At 61.8% G+C, this 16,437-nt stretch carries 13 protein-coding genes; 4 read left to right on the top strand and 9 right to left on the bottom strand.

Annotated elements, in window-relative coordinates; all coding sequences use genetic code 11:
* Window positions 1–35: 35 nt before the first annotated feature.
* Genes edd through zwf form a run of 3 tightly spaced genes read right to left on the bottom strand, consistent with a single transcriptional unit; the run spans window position 36 to window position 4,075 of the window.
* Window positions 36–1,850, bottom strand: a complete 1,815-nt coding sequence (gene edd, locus KW403_RS11850) for a phosphogluconate dehydratase (RefSeq protein WP_223019686.1) — start codon at window positions 1,848–1,850, stop codon at window positions 36–38.
* Window positions 1,851–1,886: 36 nt separating this feature from the next.
* The gene (gene pgl / locus KW403_RS11855; protein WP_223019687.1) at window positions 1,887–2,600 is read right to left on the bottom strand and encodes a 6-phosphogluconolactonase; all 714 of its coding nucleotides are present in this window, start codon (window positions 2,598–2,600) and stop codon (window positions 1,887–1,889) included.
* A 2-nt stretch (window positions 2,601–2,602) separates the two neighbouring features.
* Window positions 2,603–4,075 (bottom strand): glucose-6-phosphate dehydrogenase, encoded by a 1,473-nt coding sequence (gene zwf / locus KW403_RS11860; protein WP_223019688.1) that lies wholly within the window; start codon window positions 4,073–4,075, stop codon window positions 2,603–2,605.
* A 211-nt stretch (window positions 4,076–4,286) separates the two neighbouring features.
* On the opposite strand from zwf, the gene KW403_RS11865 reads away from it, so the two are divergent.
* The 3 genes from KW403_RS11865 to KW403_RS11875 all read left to right on the top strand — a co-directional run bounded on the left by KW403_RS11865 (window position 4,287) and on the right by KW403_RS11875 (window position 8,432).
* Window positions 4,287–5,762 (top strand): aldehyde dehydrogenase family protein, encoded by a 1,476-nt coding sequence (locus KW403_RS11865; protein WP_223019689.1) that lies wholly within the window; start codon window positions 4,287–4,289, stop codon window positions 5,760–5,762.
* 20 nt (window positions 5,763–5,782) lie between these two features.
* A complete protein-coding gene (locus KW403_RS11870) occupies window positions 5,783–6,532 on the top strand; it encodes an SDR family oxidoreductase (RefSeq protein WP_223019690.1) in 750 nt (249 codons plus the stop codon).
* A 127-nt stretch (window positions 6,533–6,659) separates the two neighbouring features.
* Window positions 6,660–8,432, top strand: a complete 1,773-nt coding sequence (locus tag KW403_RS11875; protein WP_223019691.1) for an SLC13 family permease — start codon at window positions 6,660–6,662, stop codon at window positions 8,430–8,432.
* A 171-nt stretch (window positions 8,433–8,603) separates the two neighbouring features.
* On the opposite strand, the gene KW403_RS11880 is transcribed toward KW403_RS11875, so the two are convergent.
* The 5 genes from KW403_RS11880 to aceA all read right to left on the bottom strand — a co-directional run bounded on the left by KW403_RS11880 (window position 8,604) and on the right by aceA (window position 13,720).
* The gene (locus KW403_RS11880) at window positions 8,604–9,890 is read right to left on the bottom strand and encodes an NAD(P)/FAD-dependent oxidoreductase (RefSeq protein WP_223019692.1); all 1,287 of its coding nucleotides are present in this window, start codon (window positions 9,888–9,890) and stop codon (window positions 8,604–8,606) included.
* A gap of 9 nt (window positions 9,891–9,899) precedes the next feature.
* Window positions 9,900–11,333 (bottom strand): glutamine synthetase family protein, encoded by a 1,434-nt coding sequence (locus tag KW403_RS11885; protein ID WP_223019694.1) that lies wholly within the window; start codon window positions 11,331–11,333, stop codon window positions 9,900–9,902.
* Between the two features lie 72 nt (window positions 11,334–11,405).
* Window positions 11,406–11,864 (bottom strand): response regulator, encoded by a 459-nt coding sequence (locus KW403_RS11890; RefSeq protein WP_223019695.1) that lies wholly within the window; start codon window positions 11,862–11,864, stop codon window positions 11,406–11,408.
* A gap of 281 nt (window positions 11,865–12,145) precedes the next feature.
* Window positions 12,146–12,391, bottom strand: a complete 246-nt coding sequence (locus tag KW403_RS11895) for an SMc00767 family acetate metabolism repressor (RefSeq protein ID WP_223019696.1) — start codon at window positions 12,389–12,391, stop codon at window positions 12,146–12,148.
* Window positions 12,392–12,427: 36 nt separating this feature from the next.
* Complete coding sequence (gene aceA / locus KW403_RS11900; RefSeq protein WP_281425691.1) at window positions 12,428–13,720, bottom strand: isocitrate lyase; 1,293 nt, start codon at window positions 13,718–13,720, stop codon at window positions 12,428–12,430.
* A gap of 287 nt (window positions 13,721–14,007) precedes the next feature.
* On the opposite strand from aceA, the gene KW403_RS11905 reads away from it, so the two are divergent.
* Window positions 14,008–15,453 carry a helix-turn-helix domain-containing protein gene (locus tag KW403_RS11905; protein ID WP_223019698.1) on the top strand — a complete coding sequence of 482 codons (1,446 nt, stop codon included), beginning with the start codon at window positions 14,008–14,010 and terminating at the stop codon, window positions 15,451–15,453.
* A 5-nt stretch (window positions 15,454–15,458) separates the two neighbouring features.
* On the opposite strand, the gene KW403_RS11910 is transcribed toward KW403_RS11905, so the two are convergent.
* Window positions 15,459–16,436, bottom strand: coding sequence for an NADPH:quinone reductase (locus tag KW403_RS11910; protein WP_223019699.1), 978 nt, complete (start codon window positions 16,434–16,436; stop codon window positions 15,459–15,461).
* Between the last annotated feature and the right edge of the window lies 1 nt (window position 16,437).

Below are 16,437 nucleotides of genomic sequence, written 5' to 3' on the forward strand. Positions count from 1 at the left end.
ACAGAGAATGCACGGTCAGGACGGTTGGTTCCAGATCAGAATACCGCTGCTCCCTGATCCGCACGCCCCGCAAGCTGGCGGAAGCCCGCAAAAAGCTCGCGCCCCATGCCGAACTGGTTGGCGGTGAGGTCGGGTGCAGCATTTTCGCGCGCGGCGAGTTCGTCCGCGTCGACCAGCACTTCGATCGTGCCTTTCTCGGCATCAAGGCGCATCGGATCGCCGTCACGCAGTTTGGCGATCATGCCGCCGTCGAGCGCCTCGGGGGTGACATGGATGGCTGCCGGCACCTTGCCGGAGGCGCCAGACATGCGCCCATCAGTGACCAGCGCGATGCGCCGGCCACGATCCTGCAGCACGCCAAGCGCAGGCGTGAGCTTGTGCAGCTCCGGCATGCCATTGGCCTTCGGCCCCTGGAAGCGGATGACAGCGATGAAATCGCGGTCAAGCTTGCCAGCCTTGAAAGCTTCCTGCATTTCATCCTGCGAATGGAAAATGACGGCGGGCGCCTCGATCAGCCGGTGCTCGGGTTTGACAGCGGAAATCTTGATGATGGATTTGCCCAGATTGCCCGACAGGACCCGTATGCCGCCGGTCTGCTGGAAGGGCTTGGCGGCGGTGGTAAGCACTTTTTCGTTGCCGCTGACTTCCGGCACGGGAATGCGTGCGACGGAACCATCATCGGCAAGCTTCGCCTCGACCGTGTAAGGCCGCAGGCCTTCGCCCCAGATGGTCCGCACATCCTCATGCAGATAACCGTCGTCGAGCAGTTCGCGAATCAGGAAGCCCATGCCGCCGGCGGCGTTGAAGTGGTTCACGTCCGCAAGCCCGTTGGGGTAGACGCGCGCGAGAAGCGGCACATGGTCGGAGATTTCGGCGATGTCGTCCCAGGTGAGCCTGATGCCGGCTGCCGCCGCCATGGCAACGAGGTGCATGGTGTGATTGGTGGAGCCGCCCGTGGCGTTCAGCCCCACGACGCCATTCACGATGGAGCGCTCGTCGATCATGCGGCCAACGGGCGTGAACTCGTTTCCGAGCGCCGTGATGGCAAGCGCGCGTTTGGCCGCCTCCTTCGTCAGGGCGTCGCGCAGGGGTGTGTTGGGGTTGATGAAGGAGGAGCCGGGCGTGTGCAGGCCCATGATCTCCATCAGCATCTGGTTGGAATTGGCCGTGCCGTAAAAGGTGCAGGTACCGGGTCCGTGATAGGACTTGGATTCCGCTTCAAGCAGGGCAGCGCGGTCCACCTTGCCCTCGGCATAAAGCTGGCGGATACGGGCCTTTTCGTCGTTCGGCAGGCCGGATGTCATGGGCCCGGCGGGGATGAAAACGGCAGGCAGATGGCCGAAGGTGAGTGCGGCGATCACAAGCCCCGGCACGATCTTGTCGCAGACGCCGAGATAGACGGCCGCATCGAACATGTTGTGCGACAGGCCGACTGCGGCAGCCATGGCGATGACGTCGCGCGAGAAGAGCGAGAGCTCCATGCCCGGCTGACCCTGCGTGACGCCGTCGCACATGGCGGGCACACCGCCTGCCACCTGTGCCACGCCGCCGGCTACGCGCGCGGCGTCCTTGATCATGTTGGGATAGGGCTCGAACGGCTGATGCGCCGAGAGCATGTCGTTATAGGCGGTGATGATGCCGAGATTGGGGACCCGGTCGCCTGAAAGCGCTGCCTTGTCGGTCGGGCCGCAGGCGGCGAACCCATGGGCGAGGTTTCCGCAGGAGAGAACGGAGCGGTGAACGGCCTGTCCGGCCGCATGGTCGAGACGCTCCAGATACGCTTCGCGGCTGGCGCGTGAGCGCTCGCGGATGCGGGCTGTGACGGCTTCGATTTCGGCTCTGGCGGTCATGGCGTGGCGTCCTGTTCTTGCAGTTGGTCCCGCGCCTCAGATCTGGCTGGCGGGCGCCCAAAAAATTCGGGCAGGGTGTTTTGCCCCGGCGAGCACCGCGGTGATGGGCGCGGTCGGGCCGGGCTGCATCGTCAGCGCTCCTTCAAGCGCCTTGCGCTTGTCGTCGCCCTCGATGTGGAGAGCGAGAAAACGCGCGCCGGCAATGCGGCTCATGGAGAGTGTGAGGCGGGGCTCTCCGGCACTCTCGGAGGAGACGGGAAGCACGTCCGGCCCTTCCGCCGGTTTGAGCAGCGTCTCGATGGTTGTGGCGTCGGGGAAAAAAGATGCGGTGTGCCGGTCGTTGCCCATGCCGAGCACCACGACATCCAGCGGTGCCGGAATTCCTGCGATCACGCCTGCCGCTTTCCCTGCCGCGTCGGTTATACTGTCTGCTGGCTGGTAAAGGCCGACAAAGGCGGCGCGGGCGGCCCTGTTTTGCAACAGGTGCTGAGCGACCAGCCGGGCATTGGAGCGCGGCGAATCCGCCGGAACGAAACGCTCGTCCACGAGGATGACGGTGATCTTGTTCCACGGGATGTCGCATCGTGACAGATGATCGAAGAACAGGGCAGGCGTGCGGCCGCCGGAGACGGCAATTGCTGCGCGACCCCGCTCCTTGACGGCAGCGGAGAGCCTTTCCGCGACGCTTGCCGACAGATCCTTCGCCAGAGCCTCTGGCGAAGCGAATTCATGCCATTTGCAGTCCACCATGGTCAGATGCTCTCATGCCAGGTGCGGCCGTCGCGCTCGATGAGCGCGATGGAGGAAGACGGTCCCCATGTGCCCGCCGTATAGCCTTGCGCCTGCTGTTCATTGTCTTCCCAGGCGGCAATGATCGGGTCGATCCAGCGCCATGCCGCTTCCACCTCGTCGCGGCGCATGAACAGGGTCTGGTTGCCACGGATCACATCCATGATGAGCCGCTCATAGGCATCCGGATTGCGCACGCTGAAGGATTCGGCAAAGCTCATGTCGAGCGGTACATGGCGCAGGCGCATGCCGCCGGGGCCGGGGTCCTTGATCATGATCCATTGCTTCACGCCTTCATCGGGCTGCAGGCGGATGACGAGCTGATTGGCAAAGACCTTGCCGGCACCATCCTCGAAGATGGAATGCGGGATCGGCTTGAACTCAATAACGATCTCAGAGACGCGGGTTGCAAGCCGCTTGCCGGTGCGCAGATAGAAGGGGACTCCGGCCCAGCGCCAGTTCTCGATCTCGGCCTTGATGGCGACGAAGGTTTCGGTGTTGCTCTCGCCGCTTTCAAGCTCGTCCGTATAACCCTTCACCGCGCCGCCGTTGGAAGCTCCGGCGCGATACTGGCCGCGCACCGTCGCCTTTTCGGCACTCGCAGCGGTGATGGGCTTCAGTGCGCGCAACACTTTCAGCTTCTCGTCACGCACTGTGTCGGCGTCCATCGAGGCGGGCGCTTCCATCGCAACGAGGCAGAGAAGCTGTAGGATGTGGTTCTGCACCATGTCGCGCAGCGCGCCGGCCTTGTCGTAATAGCCGGCACGGCCTTCCAGCCCGACGGATTCGGCCACCGTGATCTGCACATGGTCGATATGGGCGGAGTTCCAGAGCGGTTCGTAAAGCGCATTGGCAAAGCGCAGCGCCATCAGGTTCTGCACCGTCTCCTTACCCAGATAGTGGTCGATGCGGAAAACGTTCTGCTCATCGAAAACGCGGGCGATGGCGTCGTTCAATTCGTGCGCGGAGGCGAGTGAACGGCCGATCGGCTTTTCCACGATCACCCGGGCCGTGTCCGTCGACAGGCCATGTTTGTCCACCTGCCCGACAATGTCGTCGAAAAGGCTGGGGGCGACGGCCATGTAGAAGGCGCGTACGCTCTTGCTGTCACCGACTTCGGTTTTGAGGTCGGCAAAGCCTTCTCCCGATTTCGCATCCGCCGGCACATAGGAAAGACGAGCCAGAAAATGCTTCAGTTCCTTCGGCTCGATATCGTCCTTTGCGACATGCTCGCGGATCGCCTTTTCGGCAAAGGTGCGAAACTCTTCATCGGAGAGCTTGGTGCGTGAGGAACCGATAATACGGGTCGGATCGGTGAACTGTCCCGCCCGCTGGCGCTGATAGAGCGCCGGCAACAGCTTGCGTTCGGAGAGGTCGCCCGTGGCGCCGAACACCACGAGATCGAATGGATCGACCGGAATTGTCTGGCTGGTCATGGTTTCTCCGTCTGCGTCCGTACAGCTTGCCGTTGCTATAGTCTAATCGATTTAAGAAAGCCAGATGGGATTCCGTCGCACGCGCATATCGAGGCTGAGCCAAGCCGGCATGACCATTTGTGCCTTGACATGTCTTCGCATGGCGGGTTTCCCATGGTTCCCTTCGCGAGCATAGGCTCGCAGACAGACATTACAAACCGGAGCGGCAGGGATGGGAACCCATTTTTCGCGCAGCGTGGCTGAGGGCCGCGCTTTCATGCAGTTCATCGACGGACGGTCCGTCGATTCGCTCTCGGGCGAACGGATAGACGTTCGCTGCCCGTCCGACGGCAAGGTTTTCGCGTCCATCCCCGCATCGAATGAGGCGGATGTCGATCTGGCGGTGAAATCCGCCCGCAAGGCGTTTGACGAGGGGCCTTGGAGCCGCATGCCGGCGGTGGAGCGCGGGCGCTGCCTGACACGGCTTTTCCATCTGGTGGAGAAGCACGGCGAGGAACTGGCAGCACTCGAATCGCGCGACACCGGCAAGCCGATCCGCCAGGGCAAGGCCGATGTGACCGCCACCATGCGCTATTACGAGTTTTACGGCGGCGCGGCCGACAAGATTCACGGCGACACGATCCCGTTTCTCGACGGCTACACAGCGCTGACGCTGCGCGAGCCGCATGGCGTGGTGGTGGGCATCACGCCGTGGAACTACCCGATGCAGATTCTCGCCCGTGTTGTGGGCGCGGCGCTTGCCATGGGCAACACGCTGGTGGTGAAGCCCGCCGAGGACGCATCGCTGACCACGATCCGCATCGCCGAGCTGGCGCATGAGGCGGGCATTCCCGAAGGCGTGTTCAACGTGATCACCGGTTATGGCCGCAGCGCCGGTGCCGCGCTTTCCGCGCATCCGCTGGTGGATTACGTTACGTTCACCGGTTCGCCGATGACCGGCACGGCCATCCAGCAGGCAGCCGCCGTGAACAATCGCGGCGTGACCATGGAACTGGGCGGCAAGTCGCCCCAGATCGTGTTTGCCGATGCGGATATCGAGGCGGCGCTTCCGGTGCTCGTCAATGCCATCATCCAGAATGGCGGGCAGACCTGCTCTGCCGGCAGCCGCGTGCTGATCGAAAAGCCGATTTACGACAAGGTGGCTTCGGCTCTTGCGGAACGTTTCTCAAAGCTGGTGGCCGGCCCGCACGATGCCGATCTCGATATTGGCCCGCTGGTCAACCCGGCGCAGCGCGACAAGGTTTCAGGTTTCATCGCGGCGGCAATGGAAGCAGGCATCCCGCTTCTGGCCGAGGGCATGGTGCATCCGGACGCGCCGGAAGGCGGCTATTATCAGGCGCCGGCGCTTTTCGGTGCGGTCGACCCCAAGGCGGCACTTGCGCAGGAAGAGGTGTTCGGACCTGTTCTTTCGCTCTTTCCCTTCGAGGATGAGGCCGATGCCATCCGCCTTGCCAACGACACGGAGTTCGGCCTCGTGGCCGGCGTGTGGACACGCGACGGCGCGCGCCAGCACCGTGTGGCCAAGCGCGTGCGTGCCGGCCAGGTCTTCGTGAATGGCTACGGCGCGGGCGGCGGGATCGAGCTGCCCTTTGGCGGGTTCAAGAAATCCGGCCACGGGCGCGAAAAGGGCTTTGAAGCCCTGTTCGACATGTCCGCGACAAAGACAATCGTTTTCAACCACGGCTAACACTGACAGGAAATTTTGAAATGGCACGACTTGAAGGCAAGGTCGCCGTCATCACCGGCGCGGCGTCCGGTTTTGGCGCTGGAATGGCAAAGCGTTTCGCCGAGGAAGGCGCGAAGGTCATTGTTGCTGATCTCAATGCGAAGGGTGCGGAAAAGATCGCCGGCGAGATTGGTGAGGCTGCGCTGCCCGTCACCGCCGATGTTTCCATGAAGGCCGATGTGGACGCGATGGTGGATGCCGCCATGCAGGCGCATGGCCGGCTCGACATCATGGTCAACAATGCGGGTTATACGCATCGCAACGGCCCCATGCTGAATGTCGATGAGGAGACCTTCGATCTCATCACCGCCGTCAACATGAAGGCAATCTATCATGCTGCACAGGCCGTCGTGCCGATCATGGACAAGCAGGGCGGGGGCTCGATCATCACCACTGCATCGACGGCCGGCCTGCGCCCGCGTCCGGGTCTCACCTGGTACAATGCCTCAAAGGGCTGGGCGATTACCGCCACAAAGTCGATGGCGGTGGAACTCGCGCCACAGAACATTCGCGTGAATTGTCTTTGCCCGGTAGCGGGTGAGACCGGCATGCTCGATCAGTTCATGGGCGAGGACACGCCGGAGAAGCGCGCGCAGTTCCGTGCATCCATTCCGCTCGGCCGGCTTTCCACACCGCTCGACATCGCCAATGCGGCCCTGTGGCTCGCTTCCGATGAAGCGGAGTTCATCACCGGTGTCGCGCTGGAAGTGGATGGCGGGCGCTGCATCTGAACATGAAGGCTTGAAAAGGGATTTCGCAAACTGGGGAACCAGATATCAACTGCGGAATTCCTCATTGTCGGTTCATTCAACGGCGCGCGATTGAGACAATCAGCGACCGCAGGCAGGGGGCACATGCATGACCTATGAGCAGATCTTTCTTTTCAGTCTGCTGGCCGTCGTCTTTGCATTCCTTGTCTGGGGTCGCATTCGCTATGATCTGGTTGCTTTCGCCGCGCTGATCATTGCGGTAGCGGCGGGTGTCGTTGACGCGCATGACGCCTTTATCGGCTTCGGTCACGAGGCGGTGGTGATCATCGCGCTCGTGTTGATCGTCTCACGCGCAATGATGAACGCCGGTGCTGTGGAGCTGATCGCCCGCTTCGTGCTTTCTTCCGGGCGCGCACTTTCCACACATATCGGCTTCATGTCGGTGATCGGCGCGGGGCTTTCCGCCGTCATCAACAATGTGGCTGCATTGGTCATGTTGATGACGCTCGACATAGAGGCGGCGAAAAAGGCCAAACGCCCCGTCTCGCGGTCGCTGATGCCCCTTTCCTTTGCGACGATCCTCGGTGGCATGATCACGCTGATCGGCACGCCGCCCAACATCGTCATTGCCGAGTTTCGGGGGCGGGCGCTGGGCGAGTCTTTTTCCATGTTCGATTTTTCGCCAGTGGGCATCGTCTGCGCCATTGTTGGCATTGCCTTTGTCACCACGGTCGGATGGCGATTGATCCCCGATACAGGACAGGCCGCTTCTGTCGGTGAAGATGGTGCGGCAGGGTTGTTTGTCGCCGAGGCGGGGGTCAAGGAGAAATCAAGCTATATCGGCAAGGCGGTCAGCGAACTCTACCCACTTGCCGATGAACACGATGTGACCGTTCTCGGTATCGTGCGTCGCGGCAAGCGTCTGCCGGGATTTGCCGCCGGCGAGGAACTGCGCAAGAGCGATCACGTCATTCTTGAAGGCGATCCGAAATCCATTGAAGCGTTCATAGGTGCTGCCGGCCTGGATGCACCGGGGTCCGAGGAGCATGGCGGCATTCGCGGCAAGTCTCTCGTGCTGGTGGAGGCCATCGTACCTGACAATGCGCATATGGTCGGGCGCACCGCACTTGACCTGCGGCTTCTTTATCGCCGCGGCGTGACGCTTCTGGGTGTTTCGCGTCAGGGACGCCGGTTCCGCGAGCGGGTGCGCAAGCTCGTCATCAAGCCGGGCGACGTGGTGCTTCTTCTGGGGCCCGAAAGCCGCGTGAATGATGCAGCCGACTGGCTGGGCGTACTGCCGCTGGCTGAAAAGAGCCACACGGTGATCCAGCGCGGCAAGGCGTTGTTTGCCGTTGGCGTTTTTGCGGCTGCGGTGGCGCTTTCCGTGATGGGACTAATTCCGCTTGCCGTGGCGCTGGCCGGGGCAGTCGCCATCTATGCGCTGTTCAATGTGGTTGGCGCGCGCGAAGTTTATGAATCCGTTGAATGGCCGGTAATCGTGCTGCTGGCCTCGCTCATTCCGCTTGGGCTCGCGCTCGAGGATTCCGGCGGTACCAAGCTGATTGCCGATTCCATCCTCTCGCTGACGGGAGCGCTACCCGCCTGGGCGATCCTTGCGATCCTGATGATCGTGACGATGACGCTTTCGGATTTCTTGAACAATGTGGCGACGGCGCTGATTGCTGCTCCGGTGGGGCTTTCCATAGCGCAGGGTCTCGACGTTTCGCCGGACCCCTTCCTTATGGGTGTTGCCGTGGCGGCTTCCTGTGCCTTCCTGACGCCCATCGGTCACAAGAACAACACGATCATCATGGGGCCGGGTGGCTATCGCTTCGGCGATTACTGGCGCATGGGGTTGCCGCTGGAAGTGTTGATCATTGCGGTGTCGGTGCCGGCGATCTTGTTCTTCTGGCCATTGTAGGATGGTGACGGCGTTGTGGGGGGCGTGGTGCGTGGTTCGACAAGCTCACCATGAGGAATGTGCGCGTTTGCAAGTATGACGTGCTGCGCGATGCTATTAGCAGGTCTCCACCCTCCCTCATGGTGAGCTTGTCGAACCACGCACAGCGTCAAGGCCACGGAGGTTTCGACCCTAAAGCCGATCGCGCAGGGCGTACCAGTTGAGGGCCAGGAACATCAGGATCGGGCGCAGGCGCCGACCGCCGGGGAAGGGCGGTATCTTCAGCTCTTCGAAGAGACGTAAGCGGTTGCGGTTTCCACACACGGTTTCGGCATAGAGTTTGCCGACAAAATTCGACAGCATGACGCCATGGCCCGAATAGCCGCCGGCGGAAATCACGTTCGGCATGACCTCGCGCACATAGGGCTTTCGGGGCACGGTGATGCCCACATAACCACCCCATGCATGGGTGAGCTCCACATCGCTCAGCGCCGGGTAAAGTTCGGCGATCTGGCGGCGGATATGGTGGTGGATCGCCGTGTCTTCGCCCGGGGCATAGATTTCCCGCCCGCCAAAGAGAAGGCGACCGTCGGCAGAGCGCCGGAAATAACGCACCACGAACCGGGAATCGTCCACCGCCTCACCGCCCGGCAGCACCGGGCTGTCGTCGCCGAGCGGGGCTGTTGCGCCGATGAACGAGCCGATGGGCATGACGTGGGCCGCACTCTTCGCTTCCAGATTGCCGCCATAGGCATTGGTGGCGATGAGGCATTTTTCGGCGGTGATGGTGCCGCGCGGAGTCTCGATGCGAACGCCTCCGCGATCCGAGGCGATCTTCGTGGCGGGGGTGCCTTCAAAGAGCTGTGCGCCAGCCTCCGCGGCCACACGCGCGGTGCCGACCACCAGTTTGAGTGGGTGGATATGGCCGGTGCCGGTGTCGCGAATGCCCCCGTAATAGCGTGTCGAACCGAGGCGTTCTGCGGTTTCGGTAGCTTCCATGTAACGAATGTGCGGATAGTCGAAGCGGTCGCGCATGATGTCGGCATGCCGGCGATATTCGTCCAGATAGCGCTTCTTGTGAACCACCGACATCTGGCCGGGTCGATAGTCGATCTCGATGGCGTTGGCGGCGGCGAAATCGATGAGATGGGCCTTTGCCTCTTCGGCGAGGTCGAACAGGGCTTTGGCGCGGGTTAGGCCGAGTTCCGCTTCCAGCTCCTCCGCCCAAGCGCGCTGGCCCGTGCCAAGCTGCCCGCCATTGCGGCCTGATGCGCCGTCACCGAAACGATGCGCCTCGATCAGCGCGACATTGACGCCCGCCTTGGCCAGGTGTGCCGCTGCCGAAAGACCGGTGAACCCACCGCCGATGACAGCGACATCGACGCGGCAATCGTCATCAAGGGCTGGATATTCAGGACGCGCGCCAACGGTCGCTTCATACCAGGAGAGGCCGGGCGATACGGGCGACTGGTAGGGCATGGCGTGTGCCTAAACGTTGAGCAGCAGGTACTCGCGCTCCCACGGGCTGATGACCTTCATGAAGGTCTCGAATTCGGCCCGCTTGATCGCCGCGAAGGTGGAGACGAAGGGGGCGCCGAGCATCTCCTTGAGGCTCACATCATCCTCAAACAGGGCGACGGCTTCCAGAAGGCCGCGCGGTAGTTCGATCTCGTCCTGATTGACGGCGGTGCCGGCGGGGGCATCGGGATTGTTCTTTTCCAGAATGCCGACAAGGCCGCAGGCGAGCGAGGCGGCCAGCGCCAGATAGGGATTGGCGTCGGAGGACGGAATGCGGTTTTCAACGCGCCGCGCGGCGGGATCCGAACGCGGCACGCGGAAGGCCGTGGTGCGGTTGTCATAGCCCCAGCGCGTGTTGACGGGAACCGCGGTGCCCTGTGTGAGCCGGCGATAGGAATTTACATAGGGCGCCAGCATGATGAGCGCGTTGGGAATATGCCTTTGCAGACCGCCGATGAAATGGCGGAATGTGTCCGTCTCTTCACCCTTTTCATCGGAGAAGACGTTCTGGCCGTTTTTGAGCGACACCACAGACTGGTGGATGTGCATCGCGGAGCCCGGCTGGTTCTGGATCGGCTTGGCCATGAAGGTGGCGTAGGTATCGTGTTTCAGCGCCGCCTCACGGATCGTGCGCTTGAACATGAAGACCTGATCGGCAAGCTCGATCGGGTCGCCATGGCGCAGGTTGATCTCGAGCTGGCCTGCCCCTTCTTCATGGATCAACGTGTCGATCTCGAGCCCCTGGCCCTCGGAGAAATGGTAGATGTCGTCGATCAGCTCGTCGAACTCGTTGACGCCGGCAATGGAATAACCCTGACCGCCACCGATGGGCCGACCGGAGCGTCCGACCGGGGGTGTCAGTGGATAATCCGGATCCGGGTTCTTGTGGACGAGATAGAACTCGATTTCTGGCGCGACGATAGGCTTCAGGCCGTGTTTCGCATATTCGGCGACCACGCGCTTCAAGACGTTGCGCGGGCTGAACGCGACGTCGCGCCCATCCTGATGCACAAGGTCGCAGATCACCTGCGCGGTCGGATCGCTCTCCCACGGAACCGAAGAGAGCGTGGAAAGATCCGGCACAAGCTTGAGGTCGCCATCGTCTTCCGGATAAACGAAATCGCCGCTGTTTTCGGGGTATTCTCCTGAGATCGTGGTCATGAACACGGCCGAGGGCAGCGCCAGAGAGGTGTTGGACGTGAACTTCTTGGAGGGCATCATCTTGCCACGGGCAACGCCGGCCTGATCGGGCGTGATGCACTCAATGTCCTCGATGCCACGCCATTCCAGCCAGGCCGTGGCCTGCTTCCAGTCCTTCACACCGCGAAGATTCTTCAGAAATGCGGGCGCGCGAACGGATTCACCTCGACCGGCGCGGCGGGCTAGCTTCTTCCTGTCAGGCATCAATCACCAGGGATCATTGTTTGGATGCCGGAGTATAGACTTGGGGCCGGAGGAAAGGGAAGAGCCCAAGTTTCATGTCTGAAGGGCGGTCAACAGGCGCTGAATGACCGGCTGCAGGGCTTCTGGCGTTACCGGTCGGACCACGTGCGCATCCACATGCTCAGCCTGGGGAACCGCGCCGAGGCGGGAAGGGATGATCGTGATGACGAGAGGAAGCCGCCGCGGCGAGGCGTTTCTATGTTGTTCCAGGTGTAGGAAAAGCGTGTCCGAAGGCTGCACCTGGGCATCGATATCGACGATCACGAGACCCGGACGGGATCGCGGGGACGCCGATGACAAGATGCGTCGCGCTTCCTCCGGATCCATTGCCTGAACCCTGAGATAGGCGCGCTGGGCAATCCGCGAAAGCACGATCCGATTGACTGGAGAAGCTGCAATCACCAAGGCCTGCGTTGGGTCGGCAGCGCAGGTCGCTGTCACCGCACTCTCCGTGGCGGCTGCGAGCTGATCGATTGCATCTTTCTCTGCCATCAGGCGTTCGCCATCAACTGGAATGCGGGCTTCAATGCCCGGTTGAGCCATAACCGGATCATTATCACAGTAGTTGAGAAGTCAAGTTACAATTGCGTCAGAATCAACATGTTCTTCTGCTAATGTGTTCAGCCCCAGGATCTTCGGTGCCACGGCAAATATAATTCAAAATTGAATTACTGTGTTGCTTGAGTGCGGGTGGATGCAGCCATTGCCCTTTGAGAAAACGCCCGCGCGGGAGACCTTGCGCGGGCGCTCTACTGGAGGTCGTCAGGCCGGTGTCAGGATCCTGCCAGACGATTGGTGACGATAACCGGCACCAGGAGGTCGCCCCAGTTTCCCTCCCCGCCATGGTGGCGGGCTGAGCGGACCAATTCGACGGACACACCGGAATCGACCGCCTTCATGACTGCCTGGTTGAGCCTGTGCAGATCGTTTGCCACCATGCGGATCAGGGCCTGCTGGTCGGACGACATAGCGCTTGCCTGTTCCTCTGCTCTTTCCTTGACGCGGGTGTTCGGTGTCATTTCCATTCTCCTTTCCCGGCCGTTTTGGCCGTTGGGTTATTCCGCCGCCGGGCGGAATTGGGCAGTTTCAGTGGATTCCTTCATGGCAGTGGTCGAAGACTGTCCGCCGGTGATGGCCATGGACACGGCGTCGAAATAGCCGGTACCCACTTCGCGCTGGTGCTTGGTGGCCGTGTAGCCATTGGCTTCGGCCGCAAACTCGGCTTCCTGCAGCTCCGAATAGGCCGCCATCTGCCGGTCCTTGTAGCCGCGCGCCAGCTCGAACATGCCGAAGTTGAGCTGATGGAAGCCGGCAAGCGTGATGAACTGGAACTTGTAGCCCATGGCACCAAGCTCGCGCTGGAACCTGGCGATGGTCGCGTCGTCCAGGTTCTTCTTCCAGTTGAAGGAGGGCGAGCAATTGTAGGCAAGCAGCTTGCCCGGATAAGCTTTGTGAACGCCCTCGGCGAATTTGCGCGCCTGCTCCAGATCCGGTTTCGATGTTTCGCACCAAATGAGATCTGTGTGCGGCGCATAGGCGACAGCGCGGGCAATGCAGGCATCCAGCCCGTTCTTCACGCGGTAGAAGCCCTCGACCGTGCGGCCGGCCTCATAGTCGACGAAGGGCTGGTCGCGCTCGTCGATGTCGGAGGTGAGCAGCTTGGCGGCCTCGGCATCGGTGCGGGCGATGACCAGGCTCGGCACACCCATGACGTCGGCTGCAAGGCGAGCGGCATCCAGATTGCGGATGTGCTGCGCCGTGGGGATCAGCACCTTGCCGCCCAGATGACCGCACTTCTTTTCAGATGCAAGCTGGTCCTCGAAGTGGACGCCGGCCGCACCAGCCTCGATATAGGCCTTCATCAGTTCGAAGGCATTGAGCGGACCGCCGAAGCCGGCTTCCGCATCGGCAACGATGGGCGCGAACCACGTGTCGACCGATAGGCCATTGCCCTCCGCCGTCTCGATCTGGTCAGCGCGCTGGAGCGTGCGGTTGATGCGCTTGGCGAGTTCCGGGCCAGCATTGGACGGGTAGAGCGACTGGTCGGGATACATGGCTGAAGCCGTGTTGGCATCGGCTGCGACCTGCCAGCCGGAGAGGTAGATCGCTTTCAGCCCGGCGCGGACCATCTGCATGGCCTGATTGCCGGAGAGCGCGCCGAGCGCGTTGACGAAATCCTCTTCATGGATGAGCTTCCAAAGGCGCTTTGCGCCCTCTTCGGCCAATGTATGGTGGACCGAAATCGAGCCGCGAAGACGCTGGACGTCCTGCGCTGTGTAAGGACGTTCGATGCCATCGAAACGTCCTTCCGTTGCGCCCGGAACAAGATTGTAAAAATCCGTCATAATTTCCTCCACACGGGATGGTTTTTCGCTGGTGGAGCTATCTGGCGCGCTGCCCTTGTGCTCCAAGTTCGTTACAGAATTTACATTGCAATGCAGCGAAGGTAGAGAAAAATCAGCATTTCAAGGGAAGGTTTCGTGTCAGCATGTCTGGAATTTGACATGCAGGTCGTGTAAATTTGTAAATTATGTAAAGGCGAATTTATGCGACGGTTTTGTAAAATAATGTAAAGCGTCATCCAGGCCGGAGGGCGCGCGTGCCGCCGAGGGTGCAGAGAGCAACGGATTTCGATATGGCCAACCAGAAGATATTCGCCGGGCCGCGCATTAGGCGGATTCGCACAGCCAAGGGGTTGACCCAGACGGCCATGGCCGAAGGTCTGGGCATCTCGCCGTCCTATCTCAACCTGATCGAACGCAACCAGCGGCCGCTCACCGTTTCGCTCATTCTAAAGCTTGCTTCCGTCTACAAAGTGGATCCCGACGAATTGCAGGGCGAGGCAGGTCTCTCGCTGGCTGCACTGCGTGAGGTGTTTTCCGATCCGCTTCTGGCCGGCGAGTTGCCGGGCGAGCAGGAACTGGTGGATGTGGCCGAGGCTGCGCCCAATGCAGCCGCTGCGCTCGTAAAGCTCTATCGCGCCTACCGCGAACAGGCGGATCGCATGTCGGATCTGTCGGAGTTGCTTGCGCGGGAAGGGCGCGCCACGGCCATTTCCGCAACGCGCCTGCCAAGTGACGAGGTGCGCGAGACATTCGAACGGCACGCAAACCATTTCGCCTCTCTCGAAGAAGAGGTTGAAAGCTTCCACAAATTGATCGCGCCGGGTGAGGACCTCACTGGCGCAATCAGGAACTGGCTGAAACAGGAGCACGGGATCGTGGTGCGTCTGCTTCCGGTGGCCACCATGCCGAACTGGCGGCGGCGCTACGACCGGCACTCCCAGCGGCTGTTCATCTCCGAACGCCTCTCGCCGGCCGATCAGCTGCGCGAGATCGCCATGGAGGCGTGCCTGCTGCGCATGTCAGTCGCGATCGCGGCAGAAATCGAGGTGCTGAAGCTCTCAAGCAACGAGGCGCGCAGGCTTGCCCGGTTTGAACTCGGGCGCTATGCGGCACACGCGCTGATGATGCCTTATCAGGCATTCCTGTCGGCAGCTGAACGCGCACGATACGATGTCGATGTGCTGAAATCGCGCTTTGGCGTGTCATTCGAACAGGCGGCAAACCGGCTGACGTCGCTCGCCCGGCCGGGCGCTTCGGGCGTCCCCTTCTTCATGCTTGAGGTCGACCACGCGGGCAATCGCTTCCGCAAGGCTGGCGCCCAGGGGTTTCCACAGGCACGTTTTGGAGGCGGCTGCCCCAAGCTTGCGATCCATGCCGCCTTTGCCCAGCCGGGGCAGGTCTTGGTGGAGGCGGTGGAAATGCCCGATGGCGCTGAGTTCCTGACCGTGGCGCGCACCTTGGAGGGGCCGCAGGGTGCCTTTGCCGAGCGCCCGCGCCGCACCGCAATTCTGCTGGGATGCGACCTGGGGTTTCGGGAAAGCGTGGTTTATGGTGATGCGCTGCCGGGAACGCCTGGCAAGTCCGGCGCTGCGCCCACCTACGCTCTGACGCCGGTGGGCCCGGCCTGCCGTCTGTGCGAACGGACAGGTTGCCTCGCCCGTGCCGAGCCGCCCGTGACGCGGCCCCTGGGGCTTGACGAAATGGTGACGGGTTTGAGCGCCTTCGATTTTCAATGACGCGGTCAGGTGATATCCAGCACCACATTCCCGACGACGTCGCCGCGTTCTACAGCTTCATGCGCCTTGACGATATCGCGCAGGGCGAAGCGCTCGCCGATCGAATGCTTGAGCGCGTTCTTCTCAAGCATGGCGGTAAGTTGGCCGATCGCGGTCTCTCGCTCCCGGGCGAGCAGTTCATAGACCACAAAAACCTGGAGTGTCAGACTGTTCCACAGCAATGTGGGAAATGAAACGGGTATGTCGCCTGCCAGGCTGGAACCATAGCAGACGATCTTGCCGTGGGGCGCCAGCGCGCCATTCGAGATGATCGCGGTGGTGGAATAGAGGTCCATATCAATGAGACCGTCCACACCCTTGCCGGAGGTGAGGCCTTTCACCGTGGCGGCCACGTCTTTGGCCTTGTAATCGATCACGAAATCCGCCCCCGCAGCGCGGGCATGGGCGGCGCGGCTGGGCGAGGCGGTCGCAATAACCCGGGCGCCGCGGGCTTTTGCAATCTGCGTGGCATAATGCCCGACAGAAGAGCCGGCACCAGTGACCAGAATTGTCTTGCCGCCCACGGTCTCGAAGAGGTTGACGGCGTGCATGGCTGTCAACGCGGGAATGCCGAGGCATGCTCCCGTCGCGTAATCGACATTCGCAGGCAGGGGAACAGCCTGCGCTTCCGGCAACACGATCGCCTCGGCAGCGGTGCCGAAGGGGCGCCGCCACTGGCCATTCCACACCCAGACACGCTGTCCAACGCGACCATGATCCACGCCGGGCCCGACGGCATCGATATCGCCAGCACCATCGCTATGCGGAATGACACGCTCGGCATTTAGTGGCCGGCCGCGCCGTGCCTTTACATCGGAAGGGTTGACTCCCGAGGTAACAAGCCGGACACGCACCTCGCCGGGGCCGGGCGCGGGAAGGGGCATGTCGCCCAGTTCCAGAACATCGCGCGCCGTTCCGTTACGCTCATACCACGCTGCTCTCAAT

The sequence above is a fragment of the Nitratireductor kimnyeongensis genome, from assembly GCF_019891395.1.
Taxonomy (GTDB): Bacteria; Pseudomonadota; Alphaproteobacteria; order Rhizobiales; family Rhizobiaceae; genus Nitratireductor; species Nitratireductor kimnyeongensis.